General features: G+C 50.2%; 20 protein-coding genes. 11 read left to right on the top strand and 9 right to left on the bottom strand.

Translation table 11 applies throughout. The annotated features are described in order from the left end of the window. Positions 1 to 4: 4 nt before the first annotated feature. Genes mshL through ACO05E_RS12180 form a run of 5 tightly spaced genes read right to left on the bottom strand, consistent with a single transcriptional unit; the run spans position 5 to position 4,315 of the window. The gene (mshL, locus tag ACO05E_RS12200) at positions 5 to 1,654 is read right to left on the bottom strand and encodes a pilus (MSHA type) biogenesis protein MshL (RefSeq protein ID WP_419813209.1); all 1,650 of its coding nucleotides are present in this window, start codon (positions 1,652 to 1,654) and stop codon (positions 5 to 7) included. An 8-nt stretch (positions 1,655 to 1,662) separates the two neighbouring features. Continuing rightward, the gene (locus ACO05E_RS12195) at positions 1,663 to 2,058 is read right to left on the bottom strand and encodes a hypothetical protein (RefSeq protein WP_419813208.1); all 396 of its coding nucleotides are present in this window, start codon (positions 2,056 to 2,058) and stop codon (positions 1,663 to 1,665) included. Position 2,059: 1 nt separating this feature from the next. Further along, positions 2,060 to 2,719, bottom strand: coding sequence for a hypothetical protein (locus ACO05E_RS12190; RefSeq protein WP_419813207.1), 660 nt, complete (start codon positions 2,717 to 2,719; stop codon positions 2,060 to 2,062). Continuing rightward, the gene (locus ACO05E_RS12185) at positions 2,716 to 3,396 is read right to left on the bottom strand and encodes a hypothetical protein (RefSeq protein WP_419813206.1); all 681 of its coding nucleotides are present in this window, start codon (positions 3,394 to 3,396) and stop codon (positions 2,716 to 2,718) included. The genes ACO05E_RS12190 and ACO05E_RS12185 overlap by 4 nt, the downstream gene beginning before the upstream one ends. Then, the gene (locus ACO05E_RS12180; protein WP_419813205.1) at positions 3,380 to 4,315 is read right to left on the bottom strand and encodes a hypothetical protein; all 936 of its coding nucleotides are present in this window, start codon (positions 4,313 to 4,315) and stop codon (positions 3,380 to 3,382) included. Before ACO05E_RS12180 ends, ACO05E_RS12185 begins: the two co-directional genes overlap by 17 nt. 154 nt (positions 4,316 to 4,469) lie before the next feature. Here ACO05E_RS12180 and trmL point away from each other — a divergent pair, with 154 nt between their 5' ends. Continuing rightward, positions 4,470 to 4,937 carry a tRNA (uridine(34)/cytosine(34)/5-carboxymethylaminomethyluridine(34)-2'-O)-methyltransferase TrmL gene (gene trmL / locus ACO05E_RS12175; protein ID WP_419813204.1) on the top strand — a complete coding sequence of 156 codons (468 nt, stop codon included), beginning with the start codon at positions 4,470 to 4,472 and terminating at the stop codon, positions 4,935 to 4,937. Positions 4,938 to 5,014: 77 nt separating this feature from the next. On the opposite strand, the gene secB is transcribed toward trmL, so the two are convergent. Together secB and ACO05E_RS12165 are read right to left on the bottom strand one after the other, a co-directional pair. Next, on the bottom strand, positions 5,015 to 5,485 hold the full coding sequence (gene secB, locus ACO05E_RS12170; RefSeq protein ID WP_419813203.1) for a protein-export chaperone SecB: 471 nt from the start codon (positions 5,483 to 5,485) through the stop codon (positions 5,015 to 5,017). A 54-nt stretch (positions 5,486 to 5,539) separates the two neighbouring features. After that, positions 5,540 to 5,953, bottom strand: coding sequence for a rhodanese-like domain-containing protein (locus tag ACO05E_RS12165; protein ID WP_419813202.1), 414 nt, complete (start codon positions 5,951 to 5,953; stop codon positions 5,540 to 5,542). A 297-nt stretch (positions 5,954 to 6,250) separates the two neighbouring features. Between ACO05E_RS12165 and gpmI the strand changes: the two genes are divergently transcribed. From gpmI to ACO05E_RS12125, 8 genes are all read left to right on the top strand, one after another. Then, positions 6,251 to 7,792, top strand: coding sequence for a 2,3-bisphosphoglycerate-independent phosphoglycerate mutase (gene gpmI, locus ACO05E_RS12160; RefSeq protein WP_419813201.1), 1,542 nt, complete (start codon positions 6,251 to 6,253; stop codon positions 7,790 to 7,792). 32 nt (positions 7,793 to 7,824) lie between these two features. Then, positions 7,825 to 8,955, top strand: coding sequence for a murein hydrolase activator EnvC family protein (locus ACO05E_RS12155; protein ID WP_419813200.1), 1,131 nt, complete (start codon positions 7,825 to 7,827; stop codon positions 8,953 to 8,955). Between the two features lie 75 nt (positions 8,956 to 9,030). Then, positions 9,031 to 10,455, top strand: coding sequence for a S41 family peptidase (locus ACO05E_RS12150; RefSeq protein ID WP_421722734.1), 1,425 nt, complete (start codon positions 9,031 to 9,033; stop codon positions 10,453 to 10,455). Beyond that, on the top strand, positions 10,452 to 11,315 hold the full coding sequence (locus ACO05E_RS12145; RefSeq protein ID WP_419813198.1) for a divergent polysaccharide deacetylase family protein: 864 nt from the start codon (positions 10,452 to 10,454) through the stop codon (positions 11,313 to 11,315). The genes ACO05E_RS12150 and ACO05E_RS12145 overlap by 4 nt, the downstream gene beginning before the upstream one ends. 91 nt (positions 11,316 to 11,406) lie before the next feature. Further along, the gene (locus ACO05E_RS12140; protein ID WP_419813197.1) at positions 11,407 to 11,730 is read left to right on the top strand and encodes a c-type cytochrome; all 324 of its coding nucleotides are present in this window, start codon (positions 11,407 to 11,409) and stop codon (positions 11,728 to 11,730) included. A 1-nt stretch (position 11,731) separates the two neighbouring features. Beyond that, entirely contained in the window at positions 11,732 to 13,192 is a 1,461-nt protein-coding gene (locus tag ACO05E_RS12135; protein ID WP_419813196.1) for a D-arabinono-1,4-lactone oxidase, read from the top strand. 231 nt (positions 13,193 to 13,423) lie between these two features. After that, positions 13,424 to 14,518 (top strand): BMP family ABC transporter substrate-binding protein, encoded by a 1,095-nt coding sequence (locus tag ACO05E_RS12130; RefSeq protein ID WP_419813195.1) that lies wholly within the window; start codon positions 13,424 to 13,426, stop codon positions 14,516 to 14,518. Positions 14,519 to 14,664: 146 nt separating this feature from the next. Next, positions 14,665 to 16,404 (top strand): GGDEF domain-containing protein, encoded by a 1,740-nt coding sequence (locus ACO05E_RS12125; protein ID WP_419813194.1) that lies wholly within the window; start codon positions 14,665 to 14,667, stop codon positions 16,402 to 16,404. Positions 16,405 to 16,453: 49 nt separating this feature from the next. On the opposite strand, the gene ACO05E_RS12120 is transcribed toward ACO05E_RS12125, so the two are convergent. Further along, entirely contained in the window at positions 16,454 to 18,310 is a 1,857-nt protein-coding gene (locus ACO05E_RS12120; RefSeq protein WP_419813193.1) for a diguanylate cyclase domain-containing protein, read from the bottom strand. 163 nt (positions 18,311 to 18,473) lie between these two features. Between ACO05E_RS12120 and dapC the strand changes: the two genes are divergently transcribed. Continuing rightward, positions 18,474 to 19,682: a succinyldiaminopimelate transaminase gene (gene dapC, locus ACO05E_RS12115; RefSeq protein WP_419813192.1), complete on the top strand. Its 1,209-nt coding sequence runs from the start codon at positions 18,474 to 18,476 to the stop codon at positions 19,680 to 19,682. Positions 19,683 to 19,698: 16 nt separating this feature from the next. Next, positions 19,699 to 20,133 (top strand): SufE family protein, encoded by a 435-nt coding sequence (locus tag ACO05E_RS12110; RefSeq protein ID WP_419813191.1) that lies wholly within the window; start codon positions 19,699 to 19,701, stop codon positions 20,131 to 20,133. Positions 20,134 to 20,416: 283 nt separating this feature from the next. Here the strand turns inward: ACO05E_RS12110 and fba are convergent, their stop codons facing one another. Then, on the bottom strand, positions 20,417 to 21,481 hold the full coding sequence (gene fba / locus ACO05E_RS12105; RefSeq protein ID WP_419813190.1) for a class II fructose-bisphosphate aldolase: 1,065 nt from the start codon (positions 21,479 to 21,481) through the stop codon (positions 20,417 to 20,419). Between the last annotated feature and the right edge of the window lie 25 nt (positions 21,482 to 21,506).

Genomic DNA, 21,506 nt, shown 5'->3' with positions numbered 1-21,506 from the left:
ACAATTAACCCTCCTGCAACATCACCTGAGAATAACGATCATTAAGATACTGAATCTGTTGATCAGACAAGCCGGAACCCACTACCCTAGGCTGTAATAAAATCACCAGCTCACTTTCACGGATGGTTTCGCGCTCCTGACGGAATAACCAACCTAACCCCGGAATATCACCTAATACCGGAACACTGGCAGTTGTTGTTTCTTTACGCTGTTGAATCAGACCGCCAATCACCACAATTTGTCCGGAGCGCGCTTTCACAATTGAGTCAGTTTCGCGCACCCGACTGAACGCCAGTGGCAAGGTAAAATCGTCGTCGCCCAGTTCAATTACCTTGACCCGCTCTTCCACTTCAGTGACGGTTGGATGAACGTGCAGAATCACTTCGTCCCGTTCGCCAACCTGAGGGGTTACATCCAGTGCAATACCGGAGAAGAAAGGCGTTAATTCAATTTCCGGAGCATCTGTCGTGCCGGTAGAACTGGTGGTGGTACTGTTACTGACTTCGGTGACAAAGAATTCATCAGTGCCAACTTTAATCACCGCTTTCTGATTATTAACGGTGGCAATACGCGGGCTGGAAAGTACCTTAACTTCACCCTGGGTTTGCAGCAATTGCAACGCACCACTAAAGTCGCCAACACTGAAATCCAGCGAAAAAATACCCCCAATACGATCCGGATTTAATAACGGTACAGAACTCAGGCTGGTATCCCATGAGTTGTTATCGGTTCGGGCTGATAACGTATTCCAGTTAATACCAGCCTGAAAGCCATCGTTAAGAGTAACTTCAACAATTTTTGCTTCGATTAATACCTGTTTCTGTACGCTTAATTCCGCCCGCTCCAGATATTTTTCAATCATATTCAGCGTATTCGGTTGTCCTTTAACAATCACAATACCGGCATGGGCATCCACAACCACCTGTGAATCTTTTTCTGAGCTGGTCATTAGCTCCAGCGTTGTGCGTAAATTGGTCCAGAAATCAGCACCGGATTCGGTTTCTACCTGGCTGACATTCAGCGTATTGGTTTCCGTCTCTGTACTGCTGCTGTTCGAAGAATTGGAGTTGCTGGTCGTGCTGCTGACCTGACCACTGCTGACACGCATACCGGAGTTGCCGCTGCGCTTAACGTTGAGGTAATTAATCGGATAAATCCGGGTTTGTTGCAGGCTGGGTAATATCTGAATGCCGTATTGCGACATCACAAAATCAAAACCATAAATATCACGCACCGCATTTAATGCTTCCAGCAGGGTCACATTTTTAATATTCAGCGATATTTCACCGCTAACCTGAGGATGAACCACCAGATTCTGATCCGTGCCTTGTACCAGGCTGTTAAAAAACGTCTGGGCTGGTACTTTGCGGGCAAGTACATCAAAGCGCTTTTCAGATAATTCATCGTCATCGGTTAACGATGGCAATAGTTGTTCAGGGTTAAAAACGTTGGCAGTTCGCGGCTGCGGTTCAGCCGTTAATAACGGTTGCGCCGGAGTATTCTGGTGTAATGCTTTTTTATCGGCCTCCAACCGTGAGGTTGGTGTGGCACAGGCAGAAAGTAACAGACACAGAAAAGAGACTGTCAGGTACAGCCGGGCAGTCCTCAGTGCGGCACACAACTGTGTTAATGATGCAATTATGACTGTTTTCATAAAACCTGTTACTTCCCGTAATTTTCAGACTGCTGGCTAACGGCTGGCTTTTTGATTGCTGCGGCATCAGCACCCGATATTGAGCTGCTTTCTAGTAAAGATAGTACAAAACGGCTTTTTGTCGTTTTTAACGTGACACTGCTTTGCCGGATCGCCACAACCGTGGCCTGCTGGATACGATCACCAACCGTCACAATTTCATCATTAATCACGGCATAACGTTGTTGATCTCTGACCAGAATCTGCTGCAGATTCAGCGTCTGAGGCGCAACCGGGGTCGCTTGAGCCGGAGCCGTATTCAGCCATATCGGAGGACGGGTTGGGTCTGTCGCCTGAGCGCTAAAACACAACATCAGCCCGGCCCATAACATCAATCTAGTCATCAGGAAAATTTGCTTCAGCATCTCAGCCTCCTACCAGATCTTCGCGGCTGCTCAGGGTGTACACCTGAAGCACCAAATCGCCACGAGGGTATTCTGTGACGTCATAATCCAGTCGTTGCCAGTACAGCCGCCATGGCAGTGCATCCAGACGTTGCAAATAAGCCAGCACACTGCTGTAGGTGGCATTCATACGGATTTCAATACTATGACGATAGAGGTAGGTGCCCTGCTCACTGTTCTCCAGAGTCACCTGCTCCCGTGGCAATGTCGCCAGGCTGGTCAGTTTCAGGCTTTTATCCTGCGTCAGCATTTGCTCCAGCACAGTGACCATATCTTCCGGAGAGACCAGCGCATCCGTCAGACGACCAATGCGGTTTTCGATCTCCTGGTGTTCCCTCAGCAGGGCTTCAATGTCGTTACGCAAATCCCGATTCGGATCAAGAATGGGAGAGCTCTGCAAGGTCTGTAACTGCTGCTCTAATTTAAGATTCAGGCCATGGTGCTCTTCCGCTTCGCTCTGCATCAGTCGGCCACGCTGATACGACGGTTCAATCAGAAACAGTACAAATAAAAACACCAGTAAAATATTAAGTGTGGCTAAGGTCAGCCACTTTTCCCTTTGACTCAGAGCCTGGTAATAACTGATCACCTGCTCTGCTTGTGGGTGCTGCCACCAGCTCATTGGTTTGCTCCCTGCGCTAAGGTCTGGGTTGTGTTGTCAGAAGCGGTACTTTCAGGGTTATCGTCATTGCCATCACGTGAATGAGTATCCAGCACAAACGACAACCAGCGTTGTTCTTCCGGTTTCTGAATATCAACAAAACGGAAAGCAATGTCCTGATAAGCCGGTCTCTGTACCAGTGTCGAGATATAAGGGGATAATTTTGCCGGATCATCCAGGAAGCCTTCTAAAATAACCTGCTGCCCCTGATCAGCAATTAAAAACCGTTGCAGCCAGACACCATCAATTTTTTGCTCTCCCAATTGCGCAACCTTGCTCGAATACGAATGACTTTGCTGTAAATGCCCCTGAGTCAGATAACTGAGAATTTTACGGCTGCTGCTGAGGTTTTCCTGAGCGTGAGCCTTGCGCTGCTCCAGTGCGGAATCGACCTCCAGTGTTGGCCGGGATGCCATCACCTGCTCAATTTGCTGTTGTAAAAATAATTCCTGCTGCTGAATAGCCGCCAGCTGTTTTTCTTCCCATTTGACATAGATCCAGCTGGCAAACGCCAGCGTCAGCATCAGCACAATATTGAGCGATAAGCCCAACAACACATACGCGATATCGCGCGGTAATTGCGGCGGCTGAAATGCTTCGGTGTAAAAATTAATTTGCTGCTTAACCTGCCAGTTCATAAGACAAGCTCCCTCCTAATGCGGTCGCTAACGAGGCTGTTAACGAATCCGGAGGCGACATACGATTAAAGGTACTGTCGAGTGATAGCGTACGGATGGAGGTGTTCACGGCCGCTTCCAGCTCAGGAATGATTGCATCAATCTCGACTGCGTCCGGCACCATCGCCCAGATCTGACCCACACTGCCCATGCCCAGCTGGCTCTCGAAATAATCCATCGAGCGCTGTATTTCCAATGCCAGGTTTTCAAGGCGGCTGTCGGTTTCCAGCGCCAGTTCGCCTTCGCTGACGTCATCCAGCCCCAGATCATCGACTCCCACATCAATATGACGCGTCATATACAGGCCGCCATCCTGATACAGGTAAAAAACACCTTCTTTATTGTCCAGACGTAGCACCCCAACACTGGCTTCCGGCTCCAGTGCCGCCACCAGCTGCAGAATACTCAGCTCCGGAATCGTGATTTCCTGCAACTCCAGGTGTAGCTCCTGAGCCCAGTCCACCAGTTGCTGAATACGCTGGCGATCAATAACAGCGGCAAACGCCATATCCATACGCCCGCGATAAGCATCAGCCGGTAAGCGAAAGCCCTGTACTACTTTCTGCTCGATGGGTTGAGTAATCATATCTTTCACCCGAAAACGCAACGCATCACTTAACTCATGATCCGGTACGTTGGGCGCATCCAGTAAATGCAGCTCATAATCCTGATGATCCAGAGAGACCACCAAGGGCAAATGCTGCAGCTGGTGTTGTTCAATCCATTGCGAGATTTCAGCCAATGCATCGCTACCGGCCTGTGTCGAGCAGCACTCAATCACGCCCGTGGGATCGCGCAAGATCGCAAATGCCTGGCCATTATGCAGCTCAATACCTAAGCAACGACTATTGTCGGACTTATGTTTAAACCAAGGCAGCATTTTCAAGATCTTAGACCTATAACCAGACATAGACTCCTCAACCATCTGACGTATCTGTTATTGAGTGTAGATCAACTTTGGCGTGACATAGTCTTACTAGCCTGACGTGACTATAATGTCGTCACTAATTTCTTTGATTACATGACCTAAGCCCATGTTTAATATCGTTTTATTTGAGCCTGAGATCCCACCCAATACCGGCAATATCATTCGTTTATGTGCCAATACCGGATGTCAGCTGCATCTGATTGAACCGCTTGGATTTAACATGGAAGAAAAGGCACTGCGTCGCGCCGGGCTGGATTATCACGAATGGGCCAAGGTGAAAATTCATAAAAACTTTGATGAATTTATGAGCAAAGAACAGCCGAAAATGCTGTATTGCTTAACGACTAAGGGCAAAACCACCCATTCAGAGGTGGCCTTTGAAAAAGGTGACTATCTGATGTTTGGCCCAGAAACCCGGGGCCTACCAGAAGATGTGCGAATGCAGTTCCCGCAGGAACAATGGTTGCGTCTGCCAATGATGGCCGACAGCCGCAGCATGAATCTATCCAACTGCGTATCCGTAATGGTCTATGAAGCCTGGCGCCAGATTGGTTATGAGGGAGCGGTTTCTTAATTCGTTACGTGATCCAATAAAAAACGCCGTTCGTTTTCACGAACGGCGTTTTTTATTGGCCGAAGACCCATTCAGTATTACTGAATGGTTTCAGAACCTTCGTTTGTTTCAGCCACTTTTTGCTGCTCTTGCTGTAAGCGCTGCTGGTACAGAGCATCGAAGTTAATCGGTGCCAACATCAGTGCCGGGAAGCCACCTTTAACGACCATGCTGTCGATGCTTTCACGCAGGTACGGGAACAGGATGTTCGGGCACATCGCACCCAGCATTGGCTTGAGCTGATCTTCCGGAATGTTCGCCATGGTGAACAGACCAGCTTGTTCCAGCTCAACCAGAAACGCAGTTTCTTCAGCGTTAGTCGCGGTCACGGTGACTTTAACGGTCACTTCGTAGTGCTGCTCGTCCAGCTTACGGGCACCGGAGTTCAGATCCAGTTTGATCTCTGGCTTCCACTCTTTGGTAAAAGCAGCCGGTGCATTCGGAGCTTCAAACGAAGCGTCTTTTACGTAGATACGTTGCAGGGCAAATTGTGGATGATTCTCTGCCATTGTCTTAATTCCTTAACATCTTTATTAGCTAGCCGGGTTAAACATTAACCCGGATTATTTTTTAACGACGGGTAAGTTTTGTGCGTTCCACTCCATCATGCCGCCGTTCAGGCGTACTGCGTTGTAGCCTTGCTCACGCAACATTTTTCCAGCCATACCAACGGTCTGGCCAGTTTTACATACCAGCAGAATGGGTCTGTCTTTGTGGGCCGATAACTCCGTCATACGGTTGGCCAGGTTGGCGTAAGGGATATTAATCGCGTTCGCTAAATGACCCTGACCAAACTCACCTTTATCACGGATATCCAACACCAGGGCGTCTTCTTTGTTGATCAGCTGGGTGGCCTGAGCGGTAGACAGAGACTGACCGGAGCGCTGATTGTTGTCCCACAACAACGCTGCCAGAAAAGCACCCCAGATACCCACTAACCACCAGTGATTACCAATGAATTCAAAAAGCTGATCCATACAAGACCTATATTGTTTACCGGTTAAATGACCTGCAGATGACATGCCGTCATATCATCGGCGTATAAAAATGAGCGCGCAGTATAGCGCTCAAGCCTATTTGGCTCCACCGCTGCATCCGTCATTGCTTATGTATCTGGGAGCGTTTGTGGCAAATACAAGGGCCGCTTGAATAATTCTGTACAGCACCGCAAATAAAAATGTGAAAGATGCCGCCCATTGGCAATTCAGGTACACTGCGGCTTTTGAACATCGGCTTGCCCGTTCCCTCTTATTTTCTGAGTTGAGTTTGCCCGCATGACATCACGTCCTACTCCAACTGCACTGATCATTCTGGATGGCTGGGGCCATCGTGAAGAAACCGAACATAACGCCATTGCCAACGCTCCGACCCCAACCTGGGATCGTCTGTTAGCAGAATATCCGAATGCACTGATCCAGACCTCCGGCGCTGCCGTTGGCCTGCCAGATGGACAGATGGGCAACTCCGAAGTCGGTCATATGAATCTGGGCGCTGGTCGTATCGTCTATCAGAACTACACCCGTATTAACAAAGCCATAGCCGATAACGAGCTGCAAAACAATGAAGCTCTGGTGGCGGCGATGGACAAAGCCATCGCCAATGACGGCGCGGTACATTTTGTTGGCCTGCTGTCTCCCGGTGGTGTCCACAGCCACGAAGATCACCTGGTTGCGTTACTGGAAATGGCCAAAGCCAAAGGCGTTAAACGCTCTAACGTACACGGCATTCTCGATGGCCGTGATATGCCACCACGTTCAGCAGAACCGTCAATCCAACTGATTGAAAACAAACTGGCCGAACTGGGCAACGGCAAGCTGGCGACCTTAATTGGCCGCTTCTATTCGATGGATCGTGATAACCGCTGGGATCGTGTTGAACAAGGTTATGTCGCCATGACCGAAGGCAAAGCGCCGTTCAGCGCCGCCAATGGCATCGACGCGTTAAATGCCGCGTATGCCCGTGATGAAAACGATGAATTTGTTCAGGCCACCATTCTGGGTAATGCCGATGCTCAGGTAAAAGATGGCGACAGCATTATCTTCTTTAACTTCCGCCCGGACCGCGCGCGTGAGTTAACCCGTGCCTTTGTTGACGGTGACGACTTCGATGGCTTTGAACGGACAGTCAAACCGGCGTTATCAGACTTTGTAATGATGACCGAATACGCCGCTACGATTCCGGCTAACTGCGCCTTCCCACCGGAAGCGCTGACCAACGGCTTAGGCGAATACGTCTCGAATCTGGGTCTGAAGCAGCTGCGTATTGCGGAAACCGAAAAATACGCTCACGTTACCTTCTTCTTCTCCGGTGGCCGTGAAGATCTGTACGACGGCGAAACCCGTGAGCTGATCAAGTCACCGGATGTAGCGACCTACGATTTACAACCCGAGATGAGTGCACCGGAAGTCACCGACAAACTGGTTGCGGCTATTAAAGCGCAGGAATATGACCTGATTGTGTGTAACTACGCTAATGGCGATATGGTTGGTCATACTGGTTCTTACGAAGCGACGTTAAAAGCCGCCGAAGCCATTGATGCCAGCATCAAACGTGTGACCGAAGCGCTGTTAGAAGTGGGTGGCGAATGTCTGATCACCGCCGACCACGGCAACGCGGAAATGATGGTGGATGATCAGGGTCGGGCAATGACACAACACACCACCGGGCCGGTGGACATGATTTATGTGCACAGCCGTGAACAAGCTCTGCAGCTGCAACCGGGCCGCTTATGTGATGTTGCCCCCACTCTGCTGGCCATGATGGGCTTACAACAGCCGGAAGAAATGAGCGGTAATGCGCTGATTGATTTCTCCTGATTGCTGCGGTTTTGAATAAGAGCGGGCTGGCTATGCGTTTGTTATCACTGCTGTTGCTGTTTTCCGGTGCTTTGCTGTTTCATCCTGCGGCGCTTGCCGATGATGAGCAGCAGCTGAATAACCTGAAACAGGAAATCAAAAAGCTGGAGCAATGGCTGAATCAGGCCAAAGACGAATACAGCCAGCTCGATCAGGCATTACGCAAATCCGATCTGGAAATTGCCGAACTGCTGAAAAAAATCGAGTCCACTCGTAGCGAGCTTAAGGAGGAGCAAGCCCGCCTAAAAAAGCTGCGCCGGGAGCAATCCCAGCTACGCCAGCTCCGTGAACAACACCGTACTCACTTAGCTGAGCAACTGCGCGCGGCGCAACAGCTGGGTGATCAGGGGCCATTAAAGCTGTTGCTGAATCAGGATGATCCGCAACAAGCGCAACGCATGATGCGCTATTTCAGCTATTTCAATCAGGCCCGGATTGAACATATCAAAACTCTGATTGCTGAATTACAGCGACTGGAGACCATCGCCGAACAAATCGAAGCACAAGAGCGCCAGTTGCAACAAACCGAAGGCCGGTTGCTGCAACAGAATCGCAAACTCAGTGCCCGCAAAGCTGAACAAAAGAAACTGTTAGCCAGTTTAAGCCGCCAGTTATCCGGCCGTGAACAACAATTAAAACGCAAACAAGCCGACCGCAAACGACTGGAACGCTTACTCGGTGAAGTACAGAACCTGATCAGCAACAGCGTGCGCAAAAACGACGAGCGCCCGTTCCGTTCAATGAAGGGCAAATTACCCCGGCCCACCACAGGCCTTATTGCTAAGGCATTTGGTAATCGCCGCGATCAGCAAGCCCGCTGGGATGGCTGGTTAATTAATACCCGCGAAGGGCAGAAAGTCAGCGCCGTGCATCACGGTCGGGTGGTGTTTGCCGATTGGCTGCGTGGCTTTGGTTTATTAACCATTATCGATCACGGCCAGGGCTATCTGAGCCTGTATGCCCATAACCAGACGCTGTTTTATGAGGTCGGTGCCTGGGTAAATCAGGGCGATACCTTGTCATTAGCCGGAATTAATACCGACACGGGTCAATCTAACCTCTACTTTGAAATACGCCACAATGGCCGACCAAAAGATCCTGCATCCTGGCTGCGTCGCCGATAAATAAAAAACGCAACGTTTTTAAAGCCGTGACTTTTGTGCCATTCTTCGGGTTCATTATTAGAACTGAGTTATTGGATGCCCGGCTTGTTATCTTTATCACTTAAGCGAATCAGCCCGTTTGTACTCGGACTGTTACTGACTCAGCCAGCTCTGTCTGACAGCAACAGCGAATCATCAGAACAGCAGACCAGTGGGCCGTCAGCCGACACCGCGCCACAAGGCCGCCTGCCACTACGTGAACTGCGCAACTTCACCGAAATTTTTGAGCGTATCCGCAGCTCCTACGTGGAAGAAGTGGATGACAAAACCCTACTGGAATACGCCATTAACGGCATGCTGACCTCACTAGATCCACATTCGGTGTATCTGCAACCTGAGGCCTTCAGCGACCTGCAGGAAAGTACCTCCGGCAAGTTTGGTGGCCTGGGCATTGAAGTGGGTATGGAAGATGGCCTGATCCGGGTGGTCACCCCGATTGATGATACCCCGGCGCAAAAAGCCGGCATCAAAAGCGGCGATTTAATTGTCACGCTAGACGGTGAAGCCGTGATGGGCATGAATCTGAGCGACGCGGTTGATCGTATGCGTGGTGAACCCGGTTCTGAAATCACCTTAGAAATTCGTCGGGCCAATGAAAAAGAACTGCTGACATTCACTCTGGAGCGCGCCGAGATCAAAGTCGCCAGTGTTCGTACCGAAACTCTGAGTGGCGGCATCGGCTATGTGCGTATTACTCAGTTCCAGGAGAAAACCGGCCCGGAGCTGAATAAAGCCATTAACCAATGGACTTCCGCGCCAGAACCACTCAACGGTTTAATTCTGGATTTACGTAATAACCCGGGAGGCGTGTTGGACGCCGCGGTTGAGGTCACCGATGTGTTTATCGACGACGGCTTAATTGTGTATACCCAGGGCCGTGCCGCTAATTCCGAACTGCGCTTCTCCGCCACTGAACAGACATCCGCGGCGGATATCCCGGTGGTAGTGCTGATTAATGGTGGTTCGGCCTCAGCCTCTGAGATTGTTGCCGGTGCCCTGCAAGATCACCAACGTGCCGTGATTGTGGGTACCCGCTCATTTGGCAAAGGGTCGGTGCAAAGCGTATTACCCATTACCGAAGAAAAAGCCATCAAGTTAACCACGGCGCGTTATTTCACGCCCAATGGCCGCTCAATTCAGGCACAAGGCATCAAGCCGGATATCTGGGTCGAACAAAGTGAAGTCACCCCTTATGAGCGCCGGGTGTATAAAGAATCAGACCTGCATGGCCATCTGAAAAATCAGGACGGCAGACCTCAGTCAGACAATGACAACGCTCAAGCCAAAGACCAGGCCGAAGATAAAACCATCAGCTCCAATGAGTTACTGAAGCAAGATTTTCAGCTGTACGAAGCGCATACCCTGTTGCGCGGAGTCACCATTCTGTCTCCCCAGATGGCGAAGCAAAAAGCTGAATCTAAAACCGAACCTAAAACAACGGCTGCTCAGAACGACCAATGATGGCTTTGCAACACACGTTATACCGGCCGGGCATCATGCCCGGCTTTTTGTTCCTGCTGATTTTACTGACCTTACTGGCGTTGCCACGCCCAGTGTTGGCTCAGGCACAATTAATCCTGATTATTGATGATATTGGTAATAACAGATCTCTGGGGCAACAAACGCTGGAACTGCCGGGGCCACTCAATCTGGCTTTTTTGCCCCATACACCGTTTGCCCGCTCACTGGCTGAACAAGCACACCAAAGTGGTCATACGGTCATGTTGCACGCTCCAATGGCCAACAAGACTCACGCCAAGCTTGGTCCGGGTGGTTTAACCGCAGAAATGACACCACAGCAATGGCGTGACACCCTGTTGGATAATATTCAGGCCATACCTTATGTAACGGGCATCAACAATCATATGGGCAGCCAGCTGACGGAAAATAGCGCAGCCATGATGGTGGTTATGCAGGTGCTGAAGCAGCAAGGGCTGTTTTTTGTCGACAGCCTGACCACCGCCAACAGCGTTGCCCAACGCGAAGCATTAAAAGCCGGGCTGCCCAGCCTGAAGCGGCATATCTTTCTCGATCATGTGGCGGAAGAAGACATCATCCGGCAACAACTGCAGAAAGCCATCCAACGAGCGCAACAACGCGGTATCGCCGTGGCCATTGGTCACCCGTACCCGGAAACACTGAAAGTGCTGCAACAGGAATTGACCGCATTGTCACAGCACCAGATCGAGTTGGTCAGTGCCGGCGACTATTTACAAAACACGCTCTGGCGAGATGGGCGGGATTCTGCGCGTTATGGCATCGCACCGTCGAAATACCAGTTACAGCCGTTTGACTATCCATCACTGGAGGCCAGACCTTAGCAAACGTATGGGTTAATTTTAGTTTGTACGAATGTTCCATTTTAGGTAGTCTCATAAGCAAAACCGATAACAACAAAGATGAGACTCACCTATGCCCCGCTTATTGTTCTGGTTGTTGTGTCTGACCAGCTCACTGACCGCTATCCCAGCCAGCGCCGTTACTAATAACACCACTGATAGCTACACCGTTGAACTCTACGACCTGTACTGCACCGCTTGTCATGCCGTATCGGCTTCCGGAGCACCACAGGCTTTTATCCGCGATGAATGGCAGGATCGCCTTGATAAAGGCATGGAAACACTGGTTAATAACGCCATCACAGGCATCGGCAATATGCCTGCCATGGGCACCTGCGGCGAGTGCAGTGCTGAAGATATGGAAGATCTGATTCGTTACATGGTGCAGGAGCAATAAGATGAACTTTGACCGCATTCCACTCAGTCGTCGCCAGTTATTAAAATCGGCCGGGCTGGGGATGTTAGCAGGCAGTGTTGCAACCAATAGCGGCTGCTCTTCTCAGCCGCCAGCCAAAGCGCCGGTCGGCATTATCAATAGCGCGGGCAAACGGGTTTTACCCTGGAGCAACTGGTCGGGCAATCAGAACTGCCAGCCGATGGATCGCTGGGTGCCGCGTCATGAAGACCAGCTGCTGGAAGCCATCCGCAGCGTTAACCACAGCAGTGTTAACAACAGTAGCAATACAAGCCACAGCATCCGTTGTGTTGGCTCCGGCCACAGTTTTTCAGGCTTAGTGCCAACCGATCAGACGCTGCTGTCATTAGCGCGTTTACGCGGTATTGAAAATGTGAACCCAGAAACAATGGAAGCCGACGTCTGGGCTGGCACGCGTCTCTCGCAGCTGGGCAAAAAGCTGTGGCAACACGATATGTCGATGATCAACCTATCGGATATTGATACTCAGGCTTTTGGTGGTGCCGTTGCCACCTCAACCCATGGTACCGGCAAAAACCTCGGCTCTATTTCAACTCATATGACCCAGATGCGTTTTGCCAATGCCGCCGGTGATATTGTCGAGTGCTCCGCCAGCAACAACAGCGATTTATTTTATGCCGGTGGTAATAACCTCGGCGCCCTGGGTGTGTTAACCAAAGCACGGATTAAAACCGACAAAGCGTATTACCTGAAAGAACACAGCTGGATGATGTCGGAAGAAGAAGGGCTGGCCCGGGCGGCAGAACTGCGCGATCAGCATCGTCATTACGAGATGTTTGCCCTGCCACACAGCGACTACATGCTCGGCGTTGCTATCGACAAAATTGACCCGGCAGATATTCCGGCAGAACCTCCGGCGAATTCTGGCGATGCTTATGAAGCCTTCCGCACCTTGTCTAATGTGATTGATTACCTGCCCTTTATGCGCAGCTGGCTGGTCAATCTGGGGGCTGGTGGTGTTGAGCCGGAAACCCGTTACGGTAAATCCTGGGAAATTTTTGGCAACCTGCGCGATATCCTGTTTAACGAGATGGAATACACGGTGCCGGCAGAAGTTGGCCCTCAATGTTTGGCTGAAATTCTGGCGACCATCAAAAAGAAGAATATTCCGGTGGTTTTCCCTATCGAAGCTCGTTATGTCAAAGGTGATGATTTCTGGTTAAGCCCTTTTTATCAGCGCGATGGTTTCTCAATCAGCTGTCATAACTTTCACGATAAAGATTACAAAGAATACTTTGCTGCGATTGAACCGATTTTCTGGAAATACGACGGCCGCCCTCACTGGGGCAAAATTCATACATTAAATGCAGCCGAACTGGCAGCACGTTATGAGCGGTTTGATGATTTTCTCAAAGTTCGCCAGGAGATGGACCCACAAGGCCGCTTCCTGAACGCACATTTAAGACATACGCTGGGGGTTTAAAGCCGGGTCTTTTACCTGCTCCTATCGTTATTAGGCGACCGCAATGGTCGCCTTTTTTATGGCAAAAGCTGACCATTATTTGAACAGTTTGTCGCTTCAATCACGCAATAACAGCAAAACACAGCCTTACTGGTGACAATTTATACACTCTCTTATTGATTCCTGACCGTCCAATCAGGAAAATCCAATCCTGACCACATGATCAGCAAAATACAGCAACGAGGCTTCAGCATGACCCACTTCCCCACTTATCTGACACGGATGCTGCTGACAATAACAACAATAATCACCACCAGCTTATCTTTTATCCATTCAACCCAGGCCGCGCCGTTAAAAGCCGCGTTTGTCTATGTTGGCCCGGCCAATCATGTTGGCTGGAGTTATGCCCATGATCAGGGGCGTAAGGCCATCGACGAACGTTTTGGCCCAAAAGTAGAAACCAGTTTTGTCGAGTTTGTGCCCGAAGGCCGCGCTTCCCGTGAGACGCTGCAAAAACTGGCCGACGAAAATGACATTATTTTCACCACGTCGATGGGCTATATGGTGTCTTCCGCCCATATCGCCCGCCAGAATCCGGAGGTGAAATTTGAACATGCTACTGGTGACCGCAGTTCGACTAACCTGGCTAACTACGCTACCCGGGCCTATGAGCCGCGCTATCTGGCCGGTTATATCGCCGGTAAAATGAGCCGTAGCAATAAGATTGGTTACGTCGCCGCCCACGCCATCCCGGAAGTGATTCGCGGCATTAATGCTTTCACTCTGGGCGTTAAGGCAGCCAACCCGGAAGCGGAAGTTATTCTGGAATGGACCAAAGCCTGGTACGCCCCGGAAAAAGCCGCCAAGCTGGCCAATCAACTGATTGATCAAGGTGCGGATGTGCTGACCCACCACACCGACTCACCAGCTGTTGCTGAAGTTGCCGAAAAACGCCAGACCTATGTCATCAGCTATCACGCCGACATGTCGTCCTTTGCTCCAGAGTATCATCTGGCTTCAGTGATTCATGACTGGGCTCCTTATTATGTTAAGCGCATCGAAGCACTACTGAACGACAGCTGGCAAAGCAGCAGTGAATGGACCGGCATGAAAGACTCAACGTCACGCCTGGTGCATTTAAGTGAAAAAATTCCAACCGCCGTACAACAGGATGTGTATCAGTTACAGCAGCAAATTGAAGCCGGAGAAAAGCAGGTATTTGCCGGGCCGATCAGCAATCATCGTGGCCGTACCCGGGTTCGTCCGGGCCAGGCATTGGATGATGAGGATCTGCACCGTATGAACTGGTATGTTCAGGGCGTGAAAGGGTCATTGTTATTCTTCTGACCGCTGCTTCTCTAACCTCTGCTCTTCGGGTTAGATAAGCGCTGAAGTAAGTGCTTCATCAATAATTGACGAAGCGTCATCGTTTCGTCATAACCACACTGCAGCATCAGCAGGTTCATGTAACAGGCTGATAAAAGGTTGTAGTAATGATGCCGCAAGCATTGGAAGAAAGTCTGGATGATATTCTCAACCGCGAAGTACTCTATTCCGTGCTGCAGCCGATTGTTGATTTACGCAGCCACACAGCGCTGGGATACGAAGCCTTAAGCCGGGGAGAACCCGGCCATATGCTGCAACACCCGGAGCGTATGTTTCAGGCTGCCCAGCAGTTTGACAAGGTCACCGAGCTGGAACATTTATGTTTGCGCTCGGCGGCTCATCATTTCTCACAATCACAACTCTCCGGGTTGTTGTTTCTGAACGTCACACCTCAGACTCTGGATGCTGATCAAAGTGAAATTGATTATTTAACCGGACGCCTGAAAGATCTGGGAGTCAATCCACAACAGGTGGTAATGGAGCTGTCCGAACGTTTTCCAATTACCTATATGGAAGACTTTATTCAGCGTATCGACTATCTGAAAAGCCTTGGCTACCGCATTGCGATTGATGATCTGGGCAGTGGTTATTCCGGCTTAAAACTCTGGTCCGAAATCAATCCTGATTACGTCAAAATCGACCGCCATTTTATTGATCGCATTGATCAGGACACGGTGAAACAAGCCTTTGTTGCGTCAGTTGTGCATCTGTGTGAGCAGCTGAATTGTGAAGTGATTGCCGAAGGGATTGAACAGCCAGCCGAACTGCAGGTGATCCGCAGCTTTGGTATTTATCTCGGTCAGGGGTATTTATTAGGTCGCCCTCAGATTCAGCCTGAGGTGATCATTCCTAATGGCGAGCGTCAGGAGCAGCAGAAACGCACCGGAAGTCGTCTGGAGCAACCGATATCCCAGCTGTGTCATGAAGTTCGTTATATTCAGCCGGATACCAGCCTGGCGGCGGCCGACGAATTATTCCGGAACGATCAGCAACTGATGTCATTGCCAGTGATTGAAAACGAACGCCCGGTTGGCTTACTGCACCGCCGTAAACTGCTGGAAATGTTTGCCCTGCCTTATGGTCGGGCGTTGTATGAAAAGAAAAACGCCGACCAGCTGATGCAGCAGTCGCCGTTAATTGTTGACGCCGCTATGTCGCTAGAAGCAGTCAGTAAGATCATTACTGACGACGAAGATCACTATTTACGGCAGCACTTTCTGGTCACACATATGGGCCGTTATCAGGGAGTGGTTAATACCAAAGACTTATTAAAGCGCATTACTGATCGTCAGATTCAGAAAGCGCGTTATGCCAACCCACTGACCTTATTGCCGGGCAATGTGCTGATTGATGAAGCCATTGAGCAGCGTTTACAGCTGCATAAGCCGTTTCACCTGTGTTATGTCGATCTGAACTTCTTTAAACCCTATAACGATCACTATGGTTACCGCCAGGGTGATTCCGTCTTACGCTGGCTCGGCCAGTTATTGCAGCACAACTGCTCACCGGCCTGCTTTATTGGCCATATCGGAGGTGATGATTTTGTGGTGATCACCGAGACCGCCGATGTGAAACAGCAATGCCAGCAGATACTGGACGCGTTTATTCAGCAAAGCCGTGAATATCACAGCGAAGACGACTGGCAAGCCGGATTTATTCTGGGCAGCGATCGTAATGGCCAGCACGGGCAGTTCCCATTATTGGGGCTGTCGATTGGCATTGTGCCCTCGTCATTAATTAACAATGGCAGCAGCCAGCATATGGCAAATCTGGCGGCTCAGGCGAAGAAAAAAGCCAAGCAGTTAGGCGGCAGTGCCTACTGCTACCTGACGGAAGCCGATGCCTGACTGGCAGGCTGTTGAAAAACGACTTACGTCGACATAACGTCGTTTGAAGTCAGTCAGCAAACCGGTAGCCATTGCGACCGTTACGCTTCACTTCATACATGGCTTCATCCGCCTGACGTATCAGTGTTTCCCAGGTATCGTCGCCAAGACGGCCACTGGCAATACCGATGCTGGCGGTGATGTTGCTTAACGCTGGCCACTCCGGAAAGAGCATCTGCTGCATGGACTGCTGCAACCGTTGGGCATATTGTTGTGCCCCCGCCTGATCACAATCGAGCAACAGCAAAGCAAACTCTTCGCCGCCCAAGCGCCCGGCACGATCCTGATCCCGGCCTAAGCTACCGAGAATATGACCCAGCTTTTTCAGCACCTTATCTCCAGCAGCATGACCATAGGTGTCGTTTATTTGCTTAAAGTAATCGACATCGATCCAGAGCAACGCCACCTGAGCGGATAACTGACTCAACTGTTTCATCTGGGCCAAAAAAGCCCGCCGGTTCAGCAAACCGGTTAAACCATCAACATTCGCCAATACCTGCAACTGATTATTAGCGCGTTCTAACGCCTGGGCTTTTTCAGCCAGATCCCGGGTACGCACTTCGACCCGACTCTCCAGCTCTTGGTTAGCCGTTGCCAGCTGAGCACTTAAAAATTCAATCTGACGTCGCTGCCGGACCCGCAGGCCTAACAGATTACTGGTTTGGGTGAGTACAAATGCCAGCAACCCGGCTGAAATCCATTGCGATTCCGATAGCAGCTGCAAATTCACCAGCACATCATGGGTAATGGCCGTTCCCAGAAGCACCACACCCACTAACAATAAGCGTGCGCCGTCACGTCCACGCCAGCAAATCCACAGCAACAAACCAATGCCTAATAGCGTGACCAGCAACAACATATAAACAAATACATTCAGCAGAGCGCTGAAATACAGGGTTGGCAACACGATACACACTGCCGCTGCCAACAGAAACGGAGCACTGATCACACTGGCGACCGTAGCGGATAAATCTCTGGGAAAGCTGGTATGAATCCAGGCGGTAAAAAACACCGGCGCGGTGAGCATCGTCAGATATTCAATCGTCATATGCCATTGCCACGGCAGTTGCTCATCCAGTATCCAGTAAAACGGGGTATAGCCGGTAATGCCGAGACGAATCCCCAACACCAGAGCAAACAGCCCCAGCCATAATCCCGAGCGATCTTTTGGATCAGCGTAATATTCCAACACCAGCAGAATCGCCATAATCACCATCAAGCTGGCAACAATGGCTTCATACACGGTGACCGAAAAATATTCATCCACCATCGCGTCACGCTGACCTAATGTCATGACCTGCCATGGCCCGCCACTGTGATGATGGTAATTTGAGAGGTGCAGTTTAAACCTTAGCTGGCCCTGATCCGGCGCTGGAATCATAATCAGCCGATTGCCATTATAGGCTTGGGCGAAGTCCGGCTGATCACTCACCTGACCACCCTCAGCTACCAGGCGCTCATTCACGTACAGACGAAATGCAGTCGACTGCTCTGGCACCAGTACCGCGTATTCATAGCCAGCTGACACATGGTTAACACTGAGGGTAAAGGTCGCATGGCCTACCCCGGGGTGTTGCCAGCCAGCCCTGCCACCGCTGTCCCAAGTGGACGGCATAGTAAACCAGGGCGCAGTCGGCGCCTGCCAGGCTTCGGCGGTATCCAGTTCATTCCAGCGAAAGCCCCACTCACCATCGAGTAACAGTGGCACTTCCCGGGGATCCCAGGCAAAGGCATCCAGCTCTCCCTGTTGAGCACCCGCGTAAGCCTGAGATACAGACAGGCCCAGCACCAGCAGTGATACCTGCAGCAACAGTGGCACCAGCTGCGCCATTAAGCGGTCAACAGGATAGGAAAATATACAACTCATAAGACTTATTAGAATACAGTTAATCCTTTAACAACCTGCCTCATATCAAGTTGCAATGCGATGCGTCAGCTCATTGGAGGGTATGTACCAATTCAGCAATTGGGCCAACAAAATGCTATAGTGCGCCACCAGCAAATTTGATTACTATTCACTTTGGTGCAGCATGAATCCGGATCTTAACAAATTACAGCCTTATCCGTTTGAAAAACTCACGCGTCTGAAAGCCGCCGTAACCGCAAATCCGGATTTACCCCATATTGCCTTATCCATTGGTGAACCCAAACATCCGGCACCGGCGTTTGTGCAACAAACTTTAATCGACAATATTCACCGTCTGGAAAACTACCCGACCACCAAAGGCCTACCGGAACTGAGTGACAGCATCGCTCAGTGGTTACAGCAGCGTTTTAAACTGAATAGTGTTGATCCACAGACTCAGGTGATCCCGGTAAATGGTACCCGCGAGGCCATTTTTGCCTTTACTCAGGCAGCCGTTGATCGTACTGCCAGTCAGCCATTGGTGGTCAGCCCGAATCCGTTTTATCAGATCTATGAAGGGGCAGCTTACCTGGCCGGTGCTGAGCCGCACTTTTTACCTTGCCTGGAAGACAATCATTTTATTCCGGACTTTGACGCGGTGGATGCTTCTGTCTGGGATCATTGCCAACTGCTGTTCTTGTGTTCTCCCGGTAACCCAACCGGCTCGGTGATTCCGTTCAGTACGCTGGAAAAGCTGATTGCTCTGGCCGACAAACATGATTTTATCATTGCCAGTGACGAGTGTTATTCGGAAATTTACGTCGAGGGTAACGACGCCCCATTGGGCTTATTAGAAGCCTGTCAGCGTTTAGGTCGCGACGATTACAAACGTTGTGTGGTGTTCCATTCATTATCCAAACGCTCCAACCTGCCAGGACTGCGCTCCGGCTTTATTGCCGGTGATGCGACACTGCTTAAGCCGTTCCTGCTGTACCGTACCTATCATGGCTGTGCCATGCCGGTTCAGACTCAGCTGGCCAGTATTGCTGCCTGGAATGACGAAATACACGTTGAAGAAAACCGCCGCCAATACACCCAGAAATTTGCTGCCGTACTCGATATTCTGCAACCGGTAGCGGATGTCCGGCAAACCGATGCCAGCTTTTATTTATGGCTGAAAACCCCAATTGATGAAGAAACGTTTGCCCAGCAATTATTCGCTCAGCAAAACGTGACCGTACTGCCTGGCTCGTACTTATCCCGCACCGTCGATGGCATTAACCCTGGTGCTGGTCGGGTACGAATGGCGCTGGTCGCCAGCGTTGAAGAATGTATTGAAGCAGCACAACGTATCCGTCAGTTTATTGAATCTCTGTCAACCGAACAGGCATAGGAACCGAACTTTAGCTATGAGCATTACTGAAAACGATTTCGGCAAAACCATTACCAGCGACGATGTGCTTGATACTCTGGGCTTTTTCGACGACTGGGAAGAAAGATACAAATACATCATCGACCTCGGCAAGCAATTGCCCGCAATGGCCGATGACAAAAAAAATGACGACTACCTGCTACGTGGCTGCCAGAGCCAGGTGTGGATCGACAGCCAGAATAATGATGGCACTCTCAGCTTTGAGGCCGATTCCGACGCCCATATTGTGCGTGGTTTATTAGGTATGGTGCTGGCAGCGTATAATCATAAGAGCGCTCAGCAAATTCTGGAATTTGATATTGATGCGTATTTTGAAGGGGTCGATCTGGTCAAGCACTTAAGTCCGACCCGGGGAAATGGCTTACGCGCGATGGTACAGAAAATTCAGGAAACGGCAAAAAAGCTGGGTTAATTGACGTTTATTCCCGAAAGTCAGCGTCAAACATTTAACGATGACAATTTAATGATGACTAATAGAAAAGTCGTATTGTGATCACACAATTTTACATGTAGTTTAAACAAATCCACTCTATTCAGCGGGCAAATATGTATTTATTTGCCCGTTTTTTTTTGCCTGCTTTTTGTCCGTTATCTTGTGTGACTCATTGCTTAACCAATACCAAAGCTTAGAAGAATAAATGAACGGCACAAAAAAGCCGGCTAAAAGCCGGCTTTTATCAAACAATACAAGCAGATTAAGCGATCTTAGGGTCCAGCTCACCCGACTGGTAACGATCAAACATCGCATCCAGAGACAGTGCTTTAATCTTAGACGCATTACCCGCCGTGCCAAACGCTTCATAACGGTCGATACAGATCTGAGACATCGCCTTAACGGATTGAGCCAGGTATTTACGTGGATCAAACTCAGCTGGGTTTTCCGCCATAAAGCGACGAATCGCACCGGTAGACGCCAGACGCAGGTCAGTATCAATATTGACCTTACGAACACCGTGCTTGATGCCTTCAACGATTTGCTCAACCGGCACACCATAAGTTTCCGGAATTTCGCCACCAAACTCGTTGATCACAGCCAGCCATTCTTGTGGTACCGAAGAGGAACCGTGCATTACCAGATGAGTGTCCGGGATACGCTTATGGATTTCTTTAATACGGTCAATCGCTAAGATATCGCCCGTTGGTGGACGAGTGAATTTATAAGCACCGTGAGAAGTACCACAGGCAATCGCCAGTGCATCCACACCGGTTTGCTTAACGAAGTCGGCGGCTTCTTCTGGGTCAGTCAGCATCTGATCGTGAGTCAGAGTGCCTTCTGCACCAACGCCATCTTCTTCACCAGCCTGACCGGTTTCTAAAGAACCCAGTACACCCAGCTCACCTTCAACCGACACACCACAGCCGTGTGCCATTTCAACCGTGCGCTTAGTCACGTCAACGTTGTACTCATAGCTCATTGGCGTTTTGCCGTCTTCGCCCAGAGAACCATCCATCATCACCGAACTGAAACCCAGCTGGATAGAACGCTGACATACGGTAGGAGATGCGCCATGATCCTGGTGCATACATACCGGAATGTGTGGAAATTCTTCAATCGCCGCCAGAATCAGGTGGCGCAGGAAAGGCGCACCGGCGTACTTACGGGCACCAGCAGAAGCCTGAACAATAACCGGAGAATCGGTTTTGTCGGCCGCTTCCATGATGGCGCGCATTTGTTCCAGGTTGTTAACGTTAAAAGCAGGCACGCCGTAGCCGAATTCGGCGGCGTGATCCAACATCTGACGCATGCTGATCAGAGCCATGTATAAGTACCTTATCTGGTGTGTT

The organism is Bacterioplanoides sp. (genome assembly GCF_965226395.1).
Classification (GTDB): domain Bacteria; phylum Pseudomonadota; class Gammaproteobacteria; order Pseudomonadales; family Oceanobacteraceae; genus Bacterioplanoides.
The sequence above is the reverse complement of the archived record's forward strand: the minus strand, read 5'-3'. Positions and strand labels throughout refer to the sequence as shown.

What these genes read in the sequence shown, in the direction of transcription:
- mshL (WP_419813209.1), bottom strand. Translation starts at nt 1,654, where the DNA reads ATGAAAACAGTCATAATTGCATCATTAACACAGTTGTGTGCCGCACTG.
- ACO05E_RS12195 (WP_419813208.1), bottom strand. Translation starts at nt 2,058, where the DNA reads ATGCTGAAGCAAATTTTCCTGATGACTAGATTGATGTTATGGGCCGGG.
- ACO05E_RS12190 (WP_419813207.1), bottom strand. Translation starts at nt 2,719, where the DNA reads ATGAGCTGGTGGCAGCACCCACAAGCAGAGCAGGTGATCAGTTATTAC.
- ACO05E_RS12185 (WP_419813206.1), bottom strand. Translation starts at nt 3,396, where the DNA reads ATGAACTGGCAGGTTAAGCAGCAAATTAATTTTTACACCGAAGCATTT.
- ACO05E_RS12180 (WP_419813205.1), bottom strand. Translation starts at nt 4,315, where the DNA reads ATGCTGCCTTGGTTTAAACATAAGTCCGACAATAGTCGTTGCTTAGGT.
- trmL (WP_419813204.1), top strand. Translation starts at nt 4,470, where the DNA reads ATGTTTAATATCGTTTTATTTGAGCCTGAGATCCCACCCAATACCGGC.
- secB (WP_419813203.1), bottom strand. Translation starts at nt 5,485, where the DNA reads ATGGCAGAGAATCATCCACAATTTGCCCTGCAACGTATCTACGTAAAA.
- ACO05E_RS12165 (WP_419813202.1), bottom strand. Translation starts at nt 5,953, where the DNA reads ATGGATCAGCTTTTTGAATTCATTGGTAATCACTGGTGGTTAGTGGGT.
- gpmI (WP_419813201.1), top strand. Translation starts at nt 6,251, where the DNA reads ATGACATCACGTCCTACTCCAACTGCACTGATCATTCTGGATGGCTGG.
- ACO05E_RS12155 (WP_419813200.1), top strand. Translation starts at nt 7,825, where the DNA reads ATGCGTTTGTTATCACTGCTGTTGCTGTTTTCCGGTGCTTTGCTGTTT.
- ACO05E_RS12150 (WP_421722734.1), top strand. Translation starts at nt 9,031, where the DNA reads ATGCCCGGCTTGTTATCTTTATCACTTAAGCGAATCAGCCCGTTTGTA.
- ACO05E_RS12145 (WP_419813198.1), top strand. Translation starts at nt 10,452, where the DNA reads ATGATGGCTTTGCAACACACGTTATACCGGCCGGGCATCATGCCCGGC.
- ACO05E_RS12140 (WP_419813197.1), top strand. Translation starts at nt 11,407, where the DNA reads ATGCCCCGCTTATTGTTCTGGTTGTTGTGTCTGACCAGCTCACTGACC.
- ACO05E_RS12135 (WP_419813196.1), top strand. Translation starts at nt 11,732, where the DNA reads ATGAACTTTGACCGCATTCCACTCAGTCGTCGCCAGTTATTAAAATCG.
- ACO05E_RS12130 (WP_419813195.1), top strand. Translation starts at nt 13,424, where the DNA reads ATGACCCACTTCCCCACTTATCTGACACGGATGCTGCTGACAATAACA.
- ACO05E_RS12125 (WP_419813194.1), top strand. Translation starts at nt 14,665, where the DNA reads ATGATGCCGCAAGCATTGGAAGAAAGTCTGGATGATATTCTCAACCGC.
- ACO05E_RS12120 (WP_419813193.1), bottom strand. Translation starts at nt 18,310, where the DNA reads ATGAGTTGTATATTTTCCTATCCTGTTGACCGCTTAATGGCGCAGCTG.
- dapC (WP_419813192.1), top strand. Translation starts at nt 18,474, where the DNA reads ATGAATCCGGATCTTAACAAATTACAGCCTTATCCGTTTGAAAAACTC.
- ACO05E_RS12110 (WP_419813191.1), top strand. Translation starts at nt 19,699, where the DNA reads ATGAGCATTACTGAAAACGATTTCGGCAAAACCATTACCAGCGACGAT.
- fba (WP_419813190.1), bottom strand. Translation starts at nt 21,481, where the DNA reads ATGGCTCTGATCAGCATGCGTCAGATGTTGGATCACGCCGCCGAATTC.